The organism is Erythrobacter sp. RANMB8, assembly GCF_056848235.1.
Window position 1 is genome coordinate 482,037 of sequence record NZ_JBREHG010000001.1, and the last position, 15,473, is coordinate 497,509.

The window sequence follows — 15,473 nt, forward strand, 5'->3', positions numbered from 1 at the left end:
CACCGGCAACAAAGCAACCGCGCTGACAGCGGTCAGCCGTGCAGCGGGCCTGCAACCGCGGCCCAGTCCAGCCCGAACTTCGCCAGATATTTGCGCAGCCGGTCGCCATCATTGGTCGAGCGGCGTTCGCGGCGCGAGGCGGCAAACAGCGTGCGGCCTGCTTCGGCGAGGCTGGCGCTGCGGCGGCACACGGTGACGACATAATCGAGCTGCACGCGGTCGAAGGGATCGATCCGGGCGAGCGCTTCTGCCCCAAGCAGGCCGTCCAGCCCATCGCCGCCCTTGCGCTCACCCTGCCACAGCCTCGCCAGCCGTGCGGTTTCCCGCTCGACCGCTTCGGCATCGATCCGCCCGGCTGGCGACAGCGTCGCCATGCGGGTGACGCTGGCGGCCAGATCGCGGAAATTGCCCGCCCACACCGCCGCCGCGCTGGTCGCAAAGGCGAGATAGCGCTCGCGCGCCTCGCGGTTGAAGGTGACGCGGGTGCCCTCGGCCTGCGCAAAACGGTCCAGCTCGAAATCGAGATTGGGTTCGATATCCTCGCGCCGCTCGGCAAGGCCGGGCAGCGTGAAGGTCCACAGGTTGAGACGGGCGAACAGATCGTCACGGAACTGCCCGGCGGCGACCGCCTGCACCAGATCGCGGTTGGTGCCCGCGATCAGCTGGAAGGAACTCGCCGCCTCGCTGTCCGCGCCCACCGGCAGGAAGCGCCCGTCCTCGATGGCGCGCAGGATCATCGCCTGTTCGTCCAGCCCCAGCTCGCCGATCTCGTCGAGGAACAGCACACCCTTGTGCGCCGCCTTGAGCAGGCCGGGGCGATCCGCGACCGCGCCGGTGAAGGCGCCCTTCCTGTGCCCGAACAGGGCCGACATCGCGCCGTCGCCCTTCAGCGTGGCGCAATTGACCTCGACGAAGGGGCCGGTGACCTGATGGCGCAGCTTCTTGAGTTCATAGACCTTGCGCGCCAGCTGGCTCTTGCCCGCGCCGGTCGGCCCCATCAGCAGGATCGGCGCGCGGCTGCGCGAGGCGACCTGTTCGATCTCGTCGATCATGCGGTTGAAGGCGGCGTTGCGGGTGTCGATCCCGCTCTTGAGAAACTGCGCGCTCTCGGCGCTCGCCTCGGCGAAGCGGGTGGCGATGCTGTCATACCGTGACAGATCGAGGTCGATCGCGTCCCACGTGCCGAGCGGCTGCGACATGCCGCGTTGGGGCTGGGTCTGGAGCAGGCGGCCGGGCAGGTAGCGCGCCTCGGTGAGAAGAAACAGGCAGATCTGCGCCACGTGCGTGCCGGTGGTGATGTGGACGAGATAATCCTGCGCCTCCGGATCGAAGGGGAACCCGCGCGCGAAATCGAGCAGCTTGCCGTACACCTCCTCGAAATCCCACGGATCGGCGAAGTCCATCACCTGCGGGGTCACTTCGGTTTCGGGCGAGACGCTTGCGATATCCTCTGCCACAGCCGCCGCGAGGCGGGCGTGCTGGCTGCCGTGGATCAGCACGAAGCGGTCGATCCGCAGGTCTTCCTGCATGCAGATGCTGACCGAGGGCCGCCACTTGTTCCAGCGTGCCGGGGTAAAGGGGCCGGCATCGAGCGTGGAGCCGAGAAAGCCGATGAGTGTGGTGGGGCGCATGAGAGGGACGATACAATTTTATCGTTGGCGATACAATGATATCCGATTTGCCATGCCTGAGCCTGTCCTGTCGATTTGGTCGCTCCGGATTTTCACTATGATCAACAGATGTTTACACCAATCTCGCAGCACAGCCGGCCAGTTTGGCACGCCCCATGCTGTATCATTCATGCCGGGCCGTCGAACACCCGGCAAGCAGCAGGACCAAGGGCGGCCGGAATGGGCCGGCCGCCCGGAACCTGGCAGAGGATTTTGCGATGACCGACACGACTTACGAATTTCAGGACGTGGCAGGCGGTGTGCCGATCAAGTCGTGGACCCGCGGCGTGCCGGTCGACGACAAGGCGCGCGAGCAGCTTGCCCGCGCGGCGCAGATGCCGTTCATCTTCAGGCATGTGGCAGCGATGCCCGATGTCCATGTGGGGATCGGCGCAACCGTCGGCTCGGTGATCCCGACCAAGGGCGCGGTGATCCCGGCGGCCGTTGGCGTCGATATCGGCTGCGGGATGATGGCGGCGCGCACCTCGCTCACCGCCAGCGACCTGCCTGATAACCTTGCCGGCATCCGTTCCGCCATCGAAGCGGCGGTGCCGCACGGGCGCACCGTGGGGCGCGGCAAGCGGGACAAGGGCGCGTGGGGCGAACCGCCCCGCGTGGTGGTCGACGCCTGGGCGAAGCTCGCCGAACGCTTCGGCCGGATCGTCGCCAAGCACCCGCGCCTGCGCAACACCAACAACCTCATGCACCTCGGCACGCTGGGGACGGGGAACCACTTCATCGAACTGTGCCTCGACGAGGAACAGCGCGTGTGGGTGATGCTCCATTCCGGCTCGCGGGGGGTGGGTAACGCGATCGGGACGTTCTTCATCGAACTCGCCAAGCAGGACATGCGCAAGTGGCACATCAACCTGCCCGATCGGGATCTCGCCTACTTCCCCGAAGGGACCGACCATTTCGACGATTATGTCGAAGCGGTCGAATGGGCGCAGGACTTCGCCAAGCTCAACCGGCAGGTGATGATGGCGCATGTGATCGACGCATTACGGTCACAGATCGCCAAGCCCTTCGATGCGGAGTGCGAGGCGGTGAACTGCCATCACAACTACGTGACGCGAGAACATCACTTCGGCGAGAACGTGCTCGTCACCCGCAAGGGGGCGGTGCGTGCGGCCAAGGGGACGCTGGGGATCATTCCGGGCTCGATGGGGGCAAAAAGCTTCATCGTGCGCGGGCTGGGCAACCCCGAGAGCTTCAACAGCTGCTCGCACGGGGCGGGACGCATCATGTCCCGCACCGAGGCCAAGAAGCTGGTGACACTCGACGAACACCTCGCCGATACGGCGGGGGTGGAATGCCGCAAGGACGCGGGCGTGATCGACGAAACGCCCAAGGCCTACAAGCCGATCGAAGCCGTGATGGCCGCGCAGGCCGATCTGGTGGAAATCGTCCACACGCTGAAGCAGGTGGTGTGCGTGAAGGGTTAGCGCCCTTCACGCCGCCATTTGGGGAGATAAGCCATGAAGGGCGTGTTTCATTGCACGAGTTGCGGCACCGCCCTGACCGGCGAGATCACGGTGCTGTCCACCAAGGATCCTGCTGTCACGCCGCCGCCTCTCAATGATGCACAGCCAGTCTGCGATCCCGGGATGGCGTTCAAATCATATAAGCCCTTGCAGTGGTCACATGATCCCGCACACCCGGCGCCGCTTGAATTTACCCCGCAGTTCTGGGCCAACCCCCGGGACTTCGAGGCCGCAATAAAGGAAACGCGGGACATTCGCCGCCTGGCGGGTTGCTGCGGCCTGGATGGCTGTAACGGGCCAAACATGGTGTGCCGCTTGTGCAAGGCAGAAGTCGGCACCATGCAGTCGGACTGCTGGACACCGCTGATCTTCGTGCCCGACCCGAACAATACCGAGTTTCGAAAGACTGACACATGATCACTATCGACGGTTCCGAAGGCGAAGGCGGAGGGCAGGTGCTGCGCTATGCGGCGGCGCTCTCGTTGCTGACGGGAGAGCCCTTCACCATCACCAGGATTCGCGGCGGGCGGGCCAAGCCCGGCCTGATGCGCCAGCATGTCACCGCGCTTGAGGCAGCGGCAGCGATCGGTTCGGCGGAATGTTCGGGGCTGGCGGTGGGCTCGACCGAGCTGACCTTCCGGCCCGGCGCGGTTGTGCCGGGGGACTACCACTTCGCTATCGGCACGGCAGGCTCAACCGCGCTGGTGGTGCAGACCGTGCTCGTGCCACTGGTGCTGGCAGACGCGCCCTCGCGCATCGTGATCGAGGGCGGAACCCATGCGTCCTCGGCCCCGCCCTTCGAATTTCTCCGCGATACCCTGCTGCCGGTGCTCAGCCGGATGGGCCCGCGCCTGTCGGTGACACTGGAGCGCCACGGCTTCTACCCGCGTGGCGGTGGACGGATCGTGCTCGACATCGCGCCCGCGCCGCTCGCACCCATCGAATGCCTTGATCGCGGCGCCTTCAAGGGCGGCAAGGTCGAGGCGCTGGTGGCCGGACTCCCTTCCGACATCGCCGAACGTGAGTTGAAGGCCGCCCGCAAGGTGCTGGCCGATTGGCCGGATGACGCCTTCATCCCCGTCAACCTGCCCGCCGAGCGCGGCCCGGGCAATGCGCTGCTGATCACGGCGGAATGCGAGCATGTGACCGAGGTCATGTCCACCTTCGGCCAGATCGGCGTGCCTGCCGAGCGTCTGGCGAAGACAGCGGCAAAGCGCATGGCAGGCTACCTCGCCTCAGGCGCGTTTGCCGGGCCGTTCCTGCAGGATCAGCTGCTGCTGCCCTTCGCCTTTGCCGGCGGCGGCGCCTTCACGACGGTCAAGCCGAGCGAACATACCCGCACCGCCATGGCCCTGATCGCCCGGTTCACCGCTTGCCACTTCACCCTGCGCGAAGACACAGACGGCAGATGGCGGGTGGAGGCGGCACAGACGCTCGCCTGAAGGCGAAGACAAGCCAATTCCCGGCGCGATATCCTGATCGATATTGTCGTGTCTTGCACCCAGGCTTTCGGAGGCCCCCAGATGGGCCGCTGAATGAACCGGATGCCCGCCGCGCTCGGTGTGCCTGGGTTGCGAGCTTATGGGGTCGTGACCGACCTTCAGGCTCGACAATGAAACCCACATCTCGCGCAGCCAGACTGCCGGATCGCTTTGCGCCACCAGCGCGGGGCGCGGGTCGTTTCGATCAGTCTGGTCGGCATCGCGCGGTTCCTCACAAGGCGTTCTCTCGCCCGCTTTCCCAATCGGCGCGCGTGAAATCGAAACGGATGTCAGACTTGGGGTCGTTGGCCGTGGCGGCGGCACGCAGCTTGCCGGTCACGGTTTGCCAGCCCTGGTCTGCCGCCATGCGCGCGCCGGTATCGGACGGCAGGCGCAGGCAGACGGTCCACCCACATTCCTGATCAGGCACCTGCGTGCTGCTGGCGCGCTTGTCCCATTGCCAGCTGAGATCGAGCGTCAGACCGGCGCTGCGGAGCGCCGCGACGCCCTTGTCGCCGTAGAGTGCCAGCGTCAGGCTGCCATCTGCTTCGCGGATCAGCACGGCATCGGCACGGATCGCGGTGCTGCCTGCACCCGGTTTGACAGCAATTCTGCGCGGCCCGCCCACAAGCCGCGCTGTCGGGGATGGTGTCGGCCCCGTGCCGGCGCTGCGCCGGATCAGTTCGATCACCCGGCTCATGCCCGAACCTTCCTTGGCGCTGTAGCCAAGATACCGCAGCTGCGGTGTCCAGCCCGCAGCGGTAGCCGCCGACTGAAACCGCAGCGCGGCGAACAGACCGGTTCTTTCGGGGCTGTCCACCGACATGAAGCGGACAAAGGGGGTCTGCGGGTCGAAGCGGCCGAACGCGGCCGTTTCCCGGACCTGCGCCAATGCCCCGCCGATCCGGTAGACCTCACCGACATCCTGCTGGTAGACCTGCTCGAGATTGGCCTGCGCCGCGCCGGCCAGGGCCATTTCCTCCTCGCTCAGCTTGTCGCCATAGACCTGGATCCTGACATCGAGCGCCTTGAGCATGGCTGCCAGTTCGACATTGAGAAAATCGCGGCCACGGGTCAGCACCGGAGCGGCGCTCTCGCCGCAGCCGAGCGCGCGCGCTCGGGCGATCCGGTCCTGGCGCAGGCGGTTGCGCACGGCCCTTTCGCGATCTGCCAGCGAACCCTGCGAGGCCGGGGCAGCGGCCGCCTCGCGGGTGACCTGCTTTTCTTCGGCCGAGCCGGGGTAGCGCATCCGTGCAGCCTGATCGAGCAGATGCTGCGGAAAATAGCCTGCCTGGCCGCATAACTGCGCGAGCTCCCTCGCCAGTTCGATCTCGCCATGCTCATCGCTGGCAGGGGAGGCGGGTGCCTGTGCCAAGGCAGGGCCGGCCGTGCCCAGCAAAGCGGCGAGCGTGAGCATGGCCCGCGAAGCAGGGCTGCGGCGCATCATTGCCCAGCCTCCGGCGCGGTGCTCAGATCTTTGGACGTGGCGGTGCGCGTGTCGTTAACGAGCTCTTCGCTCCCGATATCCGGACACATCGGCCAGACATCCTCGAACAGCGTCCTACGCAATTGCGCCTCGCCCCGGAGAGAGCCGGCCCAACCCATGCTCCGGCGCATGTAGGAATCTTTTGCGCTGTCGTGGATGCGCTGCAGAAGTGCACGGCACGTTGCCCGATCGATTGCCGCTGCCGTCTTGACCGTATCGCGAACCTCCCCTTCGCCGAAGCGATCGAGGGCGTCGGGGTCCAGCCGGCAATGCCTTTGCGCATCCGCGATGCGATCAATCACGAGCAGGACCCACCCTGCGCCCACCGCTTCGCGCGAAGGCTTCGAGGCTAGCACGCGGGGCGCTCCTGCCTCGACCATCTCCGTGGCAGCCTGTTCGAACATTTCGCGGGTCATCGCGCCTTCGAGACTGTCGAGGGACGCCCGGCAAACGGGTAAGGGATCCGATGTGCCTGCCTGCGCGGCAGCCGGATGGACCGGCAAGGCCATCGCACTGCCAAGAGCCAGAGCGACAAACGACGGCAAGATCAAGCAACGTGGCAAGGCCGGGATCTCCTTACAAGGTAACGGGGCGACGGGTTTGTCTCGGGTGATGCAAGCACGCTCAAGGCATATCGCCGGCAGGGGTGTGGATGCGCAGGCCGCGCAGCGCGGTTTCGATCCAGGCGGCAGAGGCTTGCGGGGCTGAACAGGTGACGCCAACATCGCTGCCACGGATCGGGATGATCAGTTCCCCGTCAACCATCGGGCGATCAGGCGCTTCGCCGAAGACGTTTTGCGGATCACGCTCGGTGTAGGCTGCAAACAGGAAACCAGCCTGTGGTTGTTCACCTGCGGCGCTGGCGGCAAGCGGGGTGATACCATAATTGAACACATTCTTGCGGACACCGGGGGTGTCGCTGCCAGAGACGACACGGCCCAGAAGCTGAAGCTTCTGCCTGATAGCAAGCTGGCCGTTGCTCATGGTTTGGCCGGCTTGCCTGTTCAGTTTCAGCAAGCAGCGAAACGCATTATCCGGTGTGGCGAAGCGGACCTGACCGGACCCGTCATAGCTCGGTTGCAGTTCAACAGGCACGATGAAGCTGAGCGCGCCGTCGCCGGAGACGTAAATCTTCTGGGCCGGGTTTCCGTCACCTTGGTTGGAGGTCTTGCCCCAGATTTCGCGCGACGTTGCAGGCCATAGGGCCCAGACTGGCGGCCGCTCGCGCCCGACGGCCGCCTGAATGGTATAGAGCCCTTTTTGGGCATTGGAGCGAACGACAACCTCATAGGTTCCGGTTTCGGGCAGGAAATATTCTATAAATGCATCACCCGGTGCATCCGGATTGGCTGCTCGGGTGGGCGCAGCCTCGGCCCAGGCGACGACCTTTCCCTTGTGCATGAGAAAGCCGTCCGCAGGAAAATCGCCCGAACGGATGTCGATGCGCACGCCCTGCCCGGCTTTCCCTTCAAGGCGCCAGCGATGGCGATCCTCGTCGTCAGGGCCGGTCAGATCTTCGGGAGTGATGCGTTCCTGATGCACCGTGCCGAACACAAGCGGATGCGGGTCGAAGCGGGCATCCCGGTCACTGGGCTGCGGCTTGAGGGTAGGCGCAGGCTGATCGCCGAGGCTCGCCTGTGCGGACAATGTCAGTGCTGCGTGCATGACGGCGAGAAGGCCGCATGCGATGCCAGCGCGAGGGAGAGTCATTGCGGCGTGTCCTTGCCTGCCAGAGCCAGGGCGATCTCTCGCCGCAGCCACCGGGCAGGAGCGCGCTGCGGCCCGCGGTTGCGTTCGATGTCCCGCACTCTCTCCCGCTCGAAGCGACGGTCATAGCGACGGGTGACGAAGTCCCCTTCGGGACCGGTATCGAAGCGCGACAATTCGCCGCCGACATCGGCACGCTCACCAACGAAATGCAGACTTGCCGTATCCCCCGGGCCCTCCATCTCGCGCCATGTCGTGATCAGCACGGCACAACCGAGCTTGCCATCGGCACGCGGAACGAATGCGTCCGTGCCCCAATCGGCAACCTCGGTCCGGGTGCCGAGATCGGACCATGAATCATCGAATACCGTCAACGTCCAGCTTTCCACCCCCATGCCCTGTCCTGACGTATTATGCGCCGCCAGCAGGATTTCGGGCCTTGCATCGCCGGATAACTCGACCCGCATCAGCATCAGGCCATCCGCCCCCCAAGGCGAGGGCATATCGGGCTGACGATAGATCACCTTGCCATCGCGCAGCACAAACAGGCCGTCCGTCATGGCGTCTGGTTCAACCTCGGCGTCGGTCGCACCCTCGGGCAAGCGCAGCGGGCAGCGCCACAGCGTGATCGCGCCCTCGCCCCGCCAGCCCATCCCGCCTTCGTCGCATTCGGCAGGCGGCGTGGCTGCGTTCGCGGCAGGCTCAAGGTTGACCGGCGTGACCGGGCCGCATGGCGCAGCCTGGGCGGCACCGGCCATCAAGGCCAGCACATGGCAGAGCAAGCCTGCACGCAAGACGTTCTGCCGCGGCAAGCCTGCCTTGCGGACGATCTGTCGCCTCACCCTCACCCCCTGATTGCTCGAGCCGGTCAATTATGCGACCGATATCACTCAGCTTCTTCAGCGCCCACCCCCGGTTCAGGGGGAATCCGCAGTTCGCTCGAAGGTCAATCGCGCCTCCCCGCCTTCCCTCGCTGTTGCGGCCGCCCGAAGCGTAGTCCCGGCGCGATGCCGGCTGCGGGGTCTGTTCGTCACTGTGCATCCCGTCATTGCGGCATGCCGCCGCTTCGGTTGATCGCCTAGGCTCTCGCACCCCTTAAGCGAGGTGGATGGAGAACTAGAAATGATGAGAGTTGGCGTAGCCGGCATTGTCGGCGCAGCAGGTCTTGCCGTTCTGGCAATCGTGCCGGAACCAGTCGATGCACAAGGTGTGCGCAACCGGATTGAACGCCAGGCCAAGAATTGCCCTCCGGGCTGGTCGAGCGACAAGGACTTCTGTGTCGCCAACTCCGGCAGTTCACCGGCGATCTATCACATCCCGCGCAACGGGCAGTGTGCCGAAGGCTATGATGACTGGGCAAGTCGCTGGTGCGTCGAGGACAAGTCCTATGCGCGCCGCAAGAGCAGCAGCGCCGGAAGCGCGTCGTCCTCCCCGGCATCGACGGCAAGCTCGGGCCTGCCGCAATCAGCCGGTCTGGTGCTTGCCAAAAGCAATCCGCAGCAGCTCTGTCCTTCAGGCTACCGCACCACAGGCAATGCCCAGCATTGCATCACGATCTACGAAAACGCACCTGCCTCCCGTGCCCGCCCTGCCGGCGGCTGCGCGTCTGACGAACTGGAGGAGTTGGGTGCATGGTGCACCTCGCGTGAAACCGGTCTGACCTGGCAGCAGATCGAATCCATGACGATGCAGGACGTCAACATCATCTACACCGTAACCAAGCAAAGGCCCTTCCCCGAGCGGGACGTTACGACCACGCCACTGATGGTCGAACTTCGCGGCACTGCAGTGCCGCAAACGGCATCGGGCACAACCTCCGGCAATCAACAGACCGCTTCCGCCGAGACCAGCGGCAAGGCGGCTTGCAAGAAGAGCAAGAAGGGTCAGGCCGTCCGTGCGCTGGGTGGCTTGATGGGCAAGAAGAGCGCAGCGGCGGAAGTCGCAGGCGCGGCACTGGATTGCGTCGACTGACGACCGGGCCCGGGAGCCGCATGGCCGAGGCACCGGCGGCTCCCATCCGGTTCCCGCTTTCAGCCGGTGGGCAGGACAAGCGTGGCACACGTGCGCCCGCCACCCGCCGTCACGCTGAACTGCCCGCCGATCTGGCCGGCGCGGCGCTCCATGTTGATGAGCCCCCGGCCAGCCTTCCAGCTGCTCCGATCGGTTGTCCCGTCGTCGAGGATGTCGATCACCACCGCGCCATCCTCGCGAAGGCTGATGCCTATTTCGACCCGGTCTGCGCCGGAATGGCGGACGGCATTGTTGATCGCCTCCTGCATGATCCGGTAAATCGCGAGGATCGTCCCCGGCGGCAGGGTCAGATAGGCGCCGGGCAGATCATTGCGCCACACCAGTTCCATCCCCGCCGCGCGCAGCTTCGCCTCGGCCCGCTCGCGGAACTGCCCGAGCGCGAAATCGAGCGTGTCCCCGACCGAATCCAGACTGTCGATCATCAGCCGAAGATCGGTGATGGCCTGTTCGACCGTCGCCTCGATTTCTTCGCGCGGGACGGCCGGGTTGCGCGCCTGCGTCAGCACCGACAGCAGATGGCCGCCCATGCCATCGTGCATGTCCTGCATGATCCGCGCGCGTTCGGATTGCACTGCAGCTTCGGCCTCGCGCTGGCGGAGCAGCTTCGCGGTGGTCTCGATCTCGGCCTGCTTGGCGCTGATCTCCCGTTCGAGGAGCAAGTTCGCATTTTCGAGGCGCATCGACAGCATCCGCCCGCGCCGGACAATCCCCAGAAGGAGCAGGATCGCGAGGCCGAACAGGCCAAGCGGCGCGCTGCTGAGCGTCAGCGGGTCCCGGTCAAGACTGTCGATCATGTCGGCAAGGCTGATGGTCGGCACCAGAAGCACGACCGCCGCATCGAGCGACCACCGCGCCCGGTCGATTGCCAGCCCTCGCCACACGCATGAGATGATCGCGATATTGGCGAACAGCACGATTGACACCTCAAGCCCTGTCCGCAAGGCCACAGGCGGTGGATCGGTCGCCCATGCCGACGCAAGGATCGGCACCGCCAAGACAGGGACCAGCATCGCCAGCCAGCGGTCAAACCCCGGCCCGCCCGGAAACCACCGGTCGACCAGCGCAACAAGTCCCGAAAAGGTCAGCAGCAGCGCAAACCATCCCGCGGCGATGAAAACCGGTTCACTGGTGGGGGTGAGGATGTCGATCTGCCACAACCCGCCCAATGCCAGCCCGGCGAAGGCCGCCGCCGCCGCAATCGCTTCGCGGCGATAGGTCGCCCCGATCGCCAACAGCAGGCAGGATCCGGCCCCGAAAAAGCCGAGCACCATGACCCCGAAGGCGGGGATCAGCGCCTGCAACCGCCACTGCCGGATCGCATCGTCGATGGTTCCTCCGGGCGCAGCGATGATGCCCGAGAGGAAGGCCTTGCAGCACTCCCGGCGGATCTCGACAATGATCGTGTTGTCGCCCTGACGCAGCATCGCCGGCGGCACCACCCATTTCGCGCCAAGGCGTCCGCCGCGCCAGGCAGGGGCATCGGACATCGGTATGGCGCGCCCGTTAACGGCAAGGCTGGCCCAGCGGTTGTAGCGCGGAGCGAAGACCACAAGTCCCCGATCTGGCTGGTCGACCCGCACCTGTGCCTTGAAACGCGCATTCGGCCCTGTGCCGAGATAATAGTCCGCCCGCCCGCTTGCCTCGGAAAGGACGCCGCCGGGCTGTTCCAGCTGGATGTTCGTCACGGCGTGCCGGGTAAGCCGCTGGTCGGCGACCGGCGGGCGAAGCATCAGGGCAATGCCCCAGAAGGCTGCCTGCACGCACAGTGCAAGGATCACAAAGCGGATGATGCCTCCGCGACCGGCGGACGCGGACGGCTTCTGGAGCGGGGCTGCGGTCATCGCGGGTCCATCTTGATCAGCCCGCTCTGGATCGCTTCGAACACGGCCTCTGAACGACTGTTGACCGCCATTTTCTGATAGATTGCCTTGACGTGGCTGACGATGGTGTGGGGCGACACGCCAAGGATCTGGGCCGCTTCACGCTGCGTGAAGCCGCGGGCGAGCGTCTCGAGCGTCTCGCGTTCGCGGCTGGTGAGGCCGAAATCTTCGACATCGGCTGGTCTGGTCGCCTCGGTCATCGCAGCGGCCGCCGCCTGTTCGCGGAAGGCGCGCAGCAATTGCGCAGCCGCCTTGGGACTGATCGGCACCCCGCCATCACGCGCGGCGCGGATTGCGCGTGCCAGTTCAGCCGGATCGGTGTCCTTCAAGATGAACCCGTCCGCTCCCACCGACAGCGCATTGTTGATCGTCTTGCGGTCGCCCAGCACGGTGAAGACCAGCACCTTGGCGGGCAATTCCCTTTGCCGGATCGTCCGGATGAGGTCGAGGCCGGAGCCGTCGGGCAGCCCGAGATCGACCAGCAGCACATCCGCAACGTGGCCCTTGGCATCGACGGCTTCGAGGGCTGCGGAAAGACAGTTGGCCTGTCCCGCCACCACGATGTCCGGCTCCTGCGAAATGCATTCGATCACGCTGGCCCTCAGCGCGGCGTCATCCTCCACGATGAAAAGACGGCAGGGAGAGACCCCGCTTTCTGCCGGTCGGACATCGTTCTCGTCATTCATCACTGCACACCTGCCACGGATGTCGCGCCCGAACGGGCCATATCGGGCACCGGGCGAGGAGTGAAAGCTGAAAAATAGCGGTCAATGCCAGCATGGCATCCCGCGAATGCGCGAGGCGCTCAACGCCGTGCAAGCCCATGAATACAAGGGTCATCGCCTTTGCAATCCCCGATAGGAGTGCCGCCTTGTTTGCTCGCTCGCTTGCGCCCTGTGCCTCCATCATCATTGCAGCCGCGCTGGCAGCACCCGGCGGCGGATCCGCATTGCGCGCCAACGAAGGGGTCTCCGCAGCAGAGGCACAGCCTCTTGGTCCGGGGATGTGGGAGATCGCGACGCAGATCGATCATCTCGCCATCCCCGGATTGCCGGAACCGATGGTGCGGAAGATTGCGGCCGACCCGGCCAACGCGACACCGCGCAAAGTGTGCATCGCCACCAAGGCGGGATCCCAGCCTCCCGCCGCTGTCTTTCATGGGCTGAATGGCGCGTGCCGCTACGAAACGTGGCAAGCCGAAGCGGGAAGCCTGCGGGCCGTGCTTACCTGCTACCCACCGGACGGCGGCGCTGGAGAAGCGCGGGTCGAAGTGAGCGGAAACTACGCAGGATCGGCCTTCGAGGTCACCTCGGAGACAATCGCCCGCGATGAGGCCGGAGCAATGCAGATGCATATGCGCTCGGTCCTTTCGGGAAAGCTCACATCCCCGGACAAGGGCTGCACGGCGCCGGACTGATGAACTGCCAATCGGAATGGTGGCAATGGCGGAGGCATACGCCTGGCAAGGCAAGGTTGCCTTCGCCGAAAATGATATCGGGCGCCGCGGTGCACGAGATGGCTGTGCCGGACCATGTCAGTGATCCCGCAGGCCGGACCTGATCAACCTCCATGCCGCAGCGGTCATCGTGCGAGAAGCTGTGGGTGAAGGTTGCGCATGCCGCCTCCGGAGTGGCGGTTTCCTGCGGCTATTTCAGGATTATGGAGCGGGTGAAGGGAATCGAACCCTCGTCGTAAGCTTGGGAAGCTTCTGCTCTACCATTGAGCTACACCCGCCCGGGCAGGGTCGTGCCACTGCCTCAAGCGGCGCGTTCGGTCAAGATGGGATGGCGCGGGTCAGTAGCGCTTGCCTGCGATTTCGGCGCCTTCGGCAAGGGCTGCCAGCTTCGCCCAGACGATTTCGGGGTCAAGCGCGTTGCTGCCCGCGTGGACCGAAAAGCCGCAATCGACGCCCGCCATCACCCGCTCTGCCCCCAGCAGATCGGCATAGCGGCCGATGCGCTGGGCGATCAGTTCGGGGTGTTCGATATAGGGGCTCTGCGGTTCGACCATGCCGGGGCACAGGATCTTGTCGCCCGGCAGCGGATGATCGGCAAAGAAGGCGAATTCATGCGCGTGACGCGGGTTCGCGCCTTCCAGAAGCACGGTCTGCGGCTTGGCGGACCAGACGATATCGGCAATCTCGCCCAGCGCCACGTCGCAGTGGTGCGGGCCGGGATAGTTGCCCCAGCACAGGTGCATCCGCAACTGTTCTGCCGGAATGTTCCGGAGCGCGTGGTTGAGCGCGGCGATGTTCATGCCGATCCGCTTGCGGAACTCCTCGGTGGAAAGTTGCGTGAACTGCACATGGCGGCCCATGGCAAGGTCCGGGCAGTCCACTTGCAGGGTGATGCCCGCCGCAGCGATCGTCTCGTATTCGTGGCGCAGGCCTTCGGCGAGGGCGAAGACATATTCCTCGTCTGTCGCGTAGAACTGATTGGGGAAGAACAGCGCGGTCACGCCGGGCGAGGCGGCGGACATGAAGGTGGCGTGACCGCCTGCCAGCCGCTTCAGGCGTTCCGCGTCGATACGCGGGGCTTCCATGTCGATCACTTCGATGGGCGCGGTGCAGGCGGGGGCAGAACGCTTGGCGCGGCCCTTGTTGCCGAACACCTGGGCCTTGGCGCCGGGGAAGGCTTCGAGGTCGGCAAATTCATACTGCCCCGCCTCGCCGCCGAAGCCCGACAGGCGGTGCTTGATATAGGTGGCGTAGGAGGGCTTGGACTGTTCGCCGTCGTTGACGATGCTGACACCGGCTTCGATCTGGCGCTTGATGACATAGGCGGTTGCGTCCTCGACCGCGGCGTCGAAGGCCTCTTCGGACACCGCTTCGCCCCCTTCGCGCGCGAAGACGAGATCGAGCAGGGCTTCGGGGCGCGGCAGGCTGCCGACGTGGGTGGTGCGGAAGGTGGTCATGGGCAGGCCTTTGGCTGAAGGAAGCGGGTGATCGCGGTGTTGAAGGCCGCCGGATTATCGGCGTTGGCGAGGTGGCCCGCGCCCGGAATTTCGGTGTGCCGCGCGCGCGGGGCGACGGCGGCGAGCGCCCGTGCACAGTCGCGCCGCCATGGCGTGTCGTGCGCGCCGGTCATCGCCAGCACCGGCATCGCCAGCATGGCGAGTGCCTCGCGCGGGAAGCCGGGGGGATCGCTTGGCGCGAGCAGATCGCGCCCGTCGTAGCCGGCGAGGATTTCGGCGATCAGCGCCCGCGCTTCGGGCCTGTGGGTCTGCATCAGCGGGTGGCGCGACCATTCGGCGCGCAGGGTGGCCATGTCCCCCGCCGCGGCAAGGGCGCGGAAGCGATCGAGATCGATCACCTCGTCACGCTCGACCAGGGCGGGAAGCGGCGCGCCCGACACCACAAGGCCGGTCAGCCGCGAGCCGAACCTGCGCGCCACATCGAGCGCGACCACCGCCCCGCGGGACAGGCCGACGAGGGCAAAGCGATCAAAGCCGAGGAAATCGGCGATGGCGATCACATCATCCGCCTCGCGCGGCAGATCGGGTGGTGCGCTGGCCTGTCCGCAGCCGCGCCGGTCGGGGGCGACGCAGAAGAAGTCCTGCGCAAGCCCGTCCAGCTGCGGCTGCCACATGCGGTGATCCAGGCTCCAGCCGTGGAGCAGGATCAGCGGCGTGCCCTCGCCCGGCCCTTCGTGAGCCATCCAGATCGGCAGGGTGCCGCCCGCCACCGCAACCTCGCCCTGCCACACGCGGTCGGTTGCCATAAGGCGGGCGGCGAG

General features: G+C 65.8%; 14 protein-coding genes and 1 tRNA gene. 5 read left to right on the top strand and 10 right to left on the bottom strand.

What is annotated here, in order from left to right; genetic code table 11:
• Positions 1-32: 32 nt before the first annotated feature.
• A complete protein-coding gene (gene rtcR, locus ACU0AG_RS02180; protein ID WP_482780618.1) occupies positions 33-1,631 on the bottom strand; it encodes an RNA repair transcriptional activator RtcR in 1,599 nt (532 codons plus the stop codon).
• A gap of 257 nt (positions 1,632-1,888) precedes the next feature.
• Here rtcR and ACU0AG_RS02185 point away from each other — a divergent pair, with 257 nt between their 5' ends.
• The 3 genes from ACU0AG_RS02185 to rtcA are packed head-to-tail and all read left to right on the top strand — an operon-like array spanning position 1,889 to position 4,596.
• Positions 1,889-3,115 (top strand): RtcB family protein, encoded by a 1,227-nt coding sequence (locus ACU0AG_RS02185; protein ID WP_482780619.1) that lies wholly within the window; start codon positions 1,889-1,891, stop codon positions 3,113-3,115.
• A gap of 33 nt (positions 3,116-3,148) precedes the next feature.
• The gene (locus ACU0AG_RS02190; protein WP_482780620.1) at positions 3,149-3,571 is read left to right on the top strand and encodes a hypothetical protein; all 423 of its coding nucleotides are present in this window, start codon (positions 3,149-3,151) and stop codon (positions 3,569-3,571) included.
• The gene (gene rtcA / locus ACU0AG_RS02195; protein WP_482780621.1) at positions 3,568-4,596 is read left to right on the top strand and encodes an RNA 3'-terminal phosphate cyclase; all 1,029 of its coding nucleotides are present in this window, start codon (positions 3,568-3,570) and stop codon (positions 4,594-4,596) included. Before ACU0AG_RS02190 ends, rtcA begins: the two co-directional genes overlap by 4 nt.
• Before the next feature lie 271 nt (positions 4,597-4,867).
• On the opposite strand, the gene ACU0AG_RS02200 is transcribed toward rtcA, so the two are convergent.
• From ACU0AG_RS02200 to ACU0AG_RS02215, 4 genes are all read right to left on the bottom strand, one after another.
• Positions 4,868-6,082 (bottom strand): hypothetical protein, encoded by a 1,215-nt coding sequence (locus ACU0AG_RS02200; protein ID WP_482780622.1) that lies wholly within the window; start codon positions 6,080-6,082, stop codon positions 4,868-4,870.
• Positions 6,079-6,630 carry a hypothetical protein gene (locus ACU0AG_RS02205; RefSeq protein ID WP_482780623.1) on the bottom strand — a complete coding sequence of 184 codons (552 nt, stop codon included), beginning with the start codon at positions 6,628-6,630 and terminating at the stop codon, positions 6,079-6,081. The genes ACU0AG_RS02200 and ACU0AG_RS02205 overlap by 4 nt, the downstream gene beginning before the upstream one ends.
• Before the next feature lie 115 nt (positions 6,631-6,745).
• The gene (locus ACU0AG_RS02210) at positions 6,746-7,831 is read right to left on the bottom strand and encodes a hypothetical protein (protein WP_482780624.1); all 1,086 of its coding nucleotides are present in this window, start codon (positions 7,829-7,831) and stop codon (positions 6,746-6,748) included.
• Positions 7,828-8,586, bottom strand: a complete 759-nt coding sequence (locus ACU0AG_RS02215) for a hypothetical protein (protein ID WP_482780625.1) — start codon at positions 8,584-8,586, stop codon at positions 7,828-7,830. Before ACU0AG_RS02215 ends, ACU0AG_RS02210 begins: the two co-directional genes overlap by 4 nt.
• Positions 8,587-8,932: 346 nt before the next feature.
• Here ACU0AG_RS02215 and ACU0AG_RS02220 point away from each other — a divergent pair, with 346 nt between their 5' ends.
• Complete coding sequence (locus tag ACU0AG_RS02220; protein ID WP_482780626.1) at positions 8,933-9,799, top strand: hypothetical protein; 867 nt, start codon at positions 8,933-8,935, stop codon at positions 9,797-9,799.
• A gap of 59 nt (positions 9,800-9,858) precedes the next feature.
• Here ACU0AG_RS02220 and ACU0AG_RS02225 read toward each other — a convergent pair whose 3' ends face one another.
• Positions 9,859-11,700: a sensor histidine kinase gene (locus ACU0AG_RS02225; protein ID WP_482780627.1), complete on the bottom strand. Its 1,842-nt coding sequence runs from the start codon at positions 11,698-11,700 to the stop codon at positions 9,859-9,861.
• The gene (locus ACU0AG_RS02230; protein ID WP_482780628.1) at positions 11,697-12,425 is read right to left on the bottom strand and encodes a response regulator; all 729 of its coding nucleotides are present in this window, start codon (positions 12,423-12,425) and stop codon (positions 11,697-11,699) included. Before ACU0AG_RS02230 ends, ACU0AG_RS02225 begins: the two co-directional genes overlap by 4 nt.
• 137 nt (positions 12,426-12,562) lie before the next feature.
• Between ACU0AG_RS02230 and ACU0AG_RS02235 the strand changes: the two genes are divergently transcribed.
• Positions 12,563-13,156 (top strand): DUF3617 domain-containing protein, encoded by a 594-nt coding sequence (locus ACU0AG_RS02235; protein WP_482780629.1) that lies wholly within the window; start codon positions 12,563-12,565, stop codon positions 13,154-13,156.
• A 243-nt stretch (positions 13,157-13,399) separates the two neighbouring features.
• Here the strand turns inward: ACU0AG_RS02235 and ACU0AG_RS02240 are convergent.
• The 3 genes from ACU0AG_RS02240 to ACU0AG_RS02250 form a co-directional block, all read right to left on the bottom strand.
• Positions 13,400-13,473: transfer RNA gene (locus ACU0AG_RS02240), tRNA-Gly, on the bottom strand.
• A 60-nt stretch (positions 13,474-13,533) separates the two neighbouring features.
• A complete protein-coding gene (locus tag ACU0AG_RS02245) occupies positions 13,534-14,652 on the bottom strand; it encodes a cobalamin-independent methionine synthase II family protein (RefSeq protein ID WP_482780630.1) in 1,119 nt (372 codons plus the stop codon).
• On the bottom strand, positions 14,649-15,458 hold the full coding sequence (locus ACU0AG_RS02250; RefSeq protein ID WP_482780631.1) for an alpha/beta fold hydrolase: 810 nt from the start codon (positions 15,456-15,458) through the stop codon (positions 14,649-14,651). Before ACU0AG_RS02250 ends, ACU0AG_RS02245 begins: the two co-directional genes overlap by 4 nt.
• Between the last annotated feature and the right edge of the window lie 15 nt (positions 15,459-15,473).

Bases quoted from the DNA above. Each gene is read 5' to 3' on its own strand.
- rtcR (WP_482780618.1), bottom strand. From the start codon at position 1,631: ATGCGCCCCACCACACTCATCGGCTTTCTCGGCTCCACGCTCGATGCC.
- ACU0AG_RS02245 (WP_482780630.1), bottom strand. From the start codon at position 14,652: ATGACCACCTTCCGCACCACCCACGTCGGCAGCCTGCCGCGCCCCGAA.
- ACU0AG_RS02235 (WP_482780629.1), top strand. From the start codon at position 12,563: ATGAATACAAGGGTCATCGCCTTTGCAATCCCCGATAGGAGTGCCGCC.
- ACU0AG_RS02225 (WP_482780627.1), bottom strand. From the start codon at position 11,700: ATGACCGCAGCCCCGCTCCAGAAGCCGTCCGCGTCCGCCGGTCGCGGA.
- ACU0AG_RS02210 (WP_482780624.1), bottom strand. From the start codon at position 7,831: ATGACTCTCCCTCGCGCTGGCATCGCATGCGGCCTTCTCGCCGTCATG.
- ACU0AG_RS02185 (WP_482780619.1), top strand. From the start codon at position 1,889: ATGACCGACACGACTTACGAATTTCAGGACGTGGCAGGCGGTGTGCCG.
- rtcA (WP_482780621.1), top strand. From the start codon at position 3,568: ATGATCACTATCGACGGTTCCGAAGGCGAAGGCGGAGGGCAGGTGCTG.
- ACU0AG_RS02215 (WP_482780625.1), bottom strand. From the start codon at position 8,586: ATGGCCGGTGCCGCCCAGGCTGCGCCATGCGGCCCGGTCACGCCGGTC.
- ACU0AG_RS02205 (WP_482780623.1), bottom strand. From the start codon at position 6,630: ATGGCCTTGCCGGTCCATCCGGCTGCCGCGCAGGCAGGCACATCGGAT.
- ACU0AG_RS02190 (WP_482780620.1), top strand. From the start codon at position 3,149: ATGAAGGGCGTGTTTCATTGCACGAGTTGCGGCACCGCCCTGACCGGC.
- ACU0AG_RS02250 (WP_482780631.1), bottom strand. From the start codon at position 15,458: ATGGCAACCGACCGCGTGTGGCAGGGCGAGGTTGCGGTGGCGGGCGGC.
- ACU0AG_RS02200 (WP_482780622.1), bottom strand. From the start codon at position 6,082: ATGATGCGCCGCAGCCCTGCTTCGCGGGCCATGCTCACGCTCGCCGCT.
- ACU0AG_RS02230 (WP_482780628.1), bottom strand. From the start codon at position 12,425: ATGAATGACGAGAACGATGTCCGACCGGCAGAAAGCGGGGTCTCTCCC.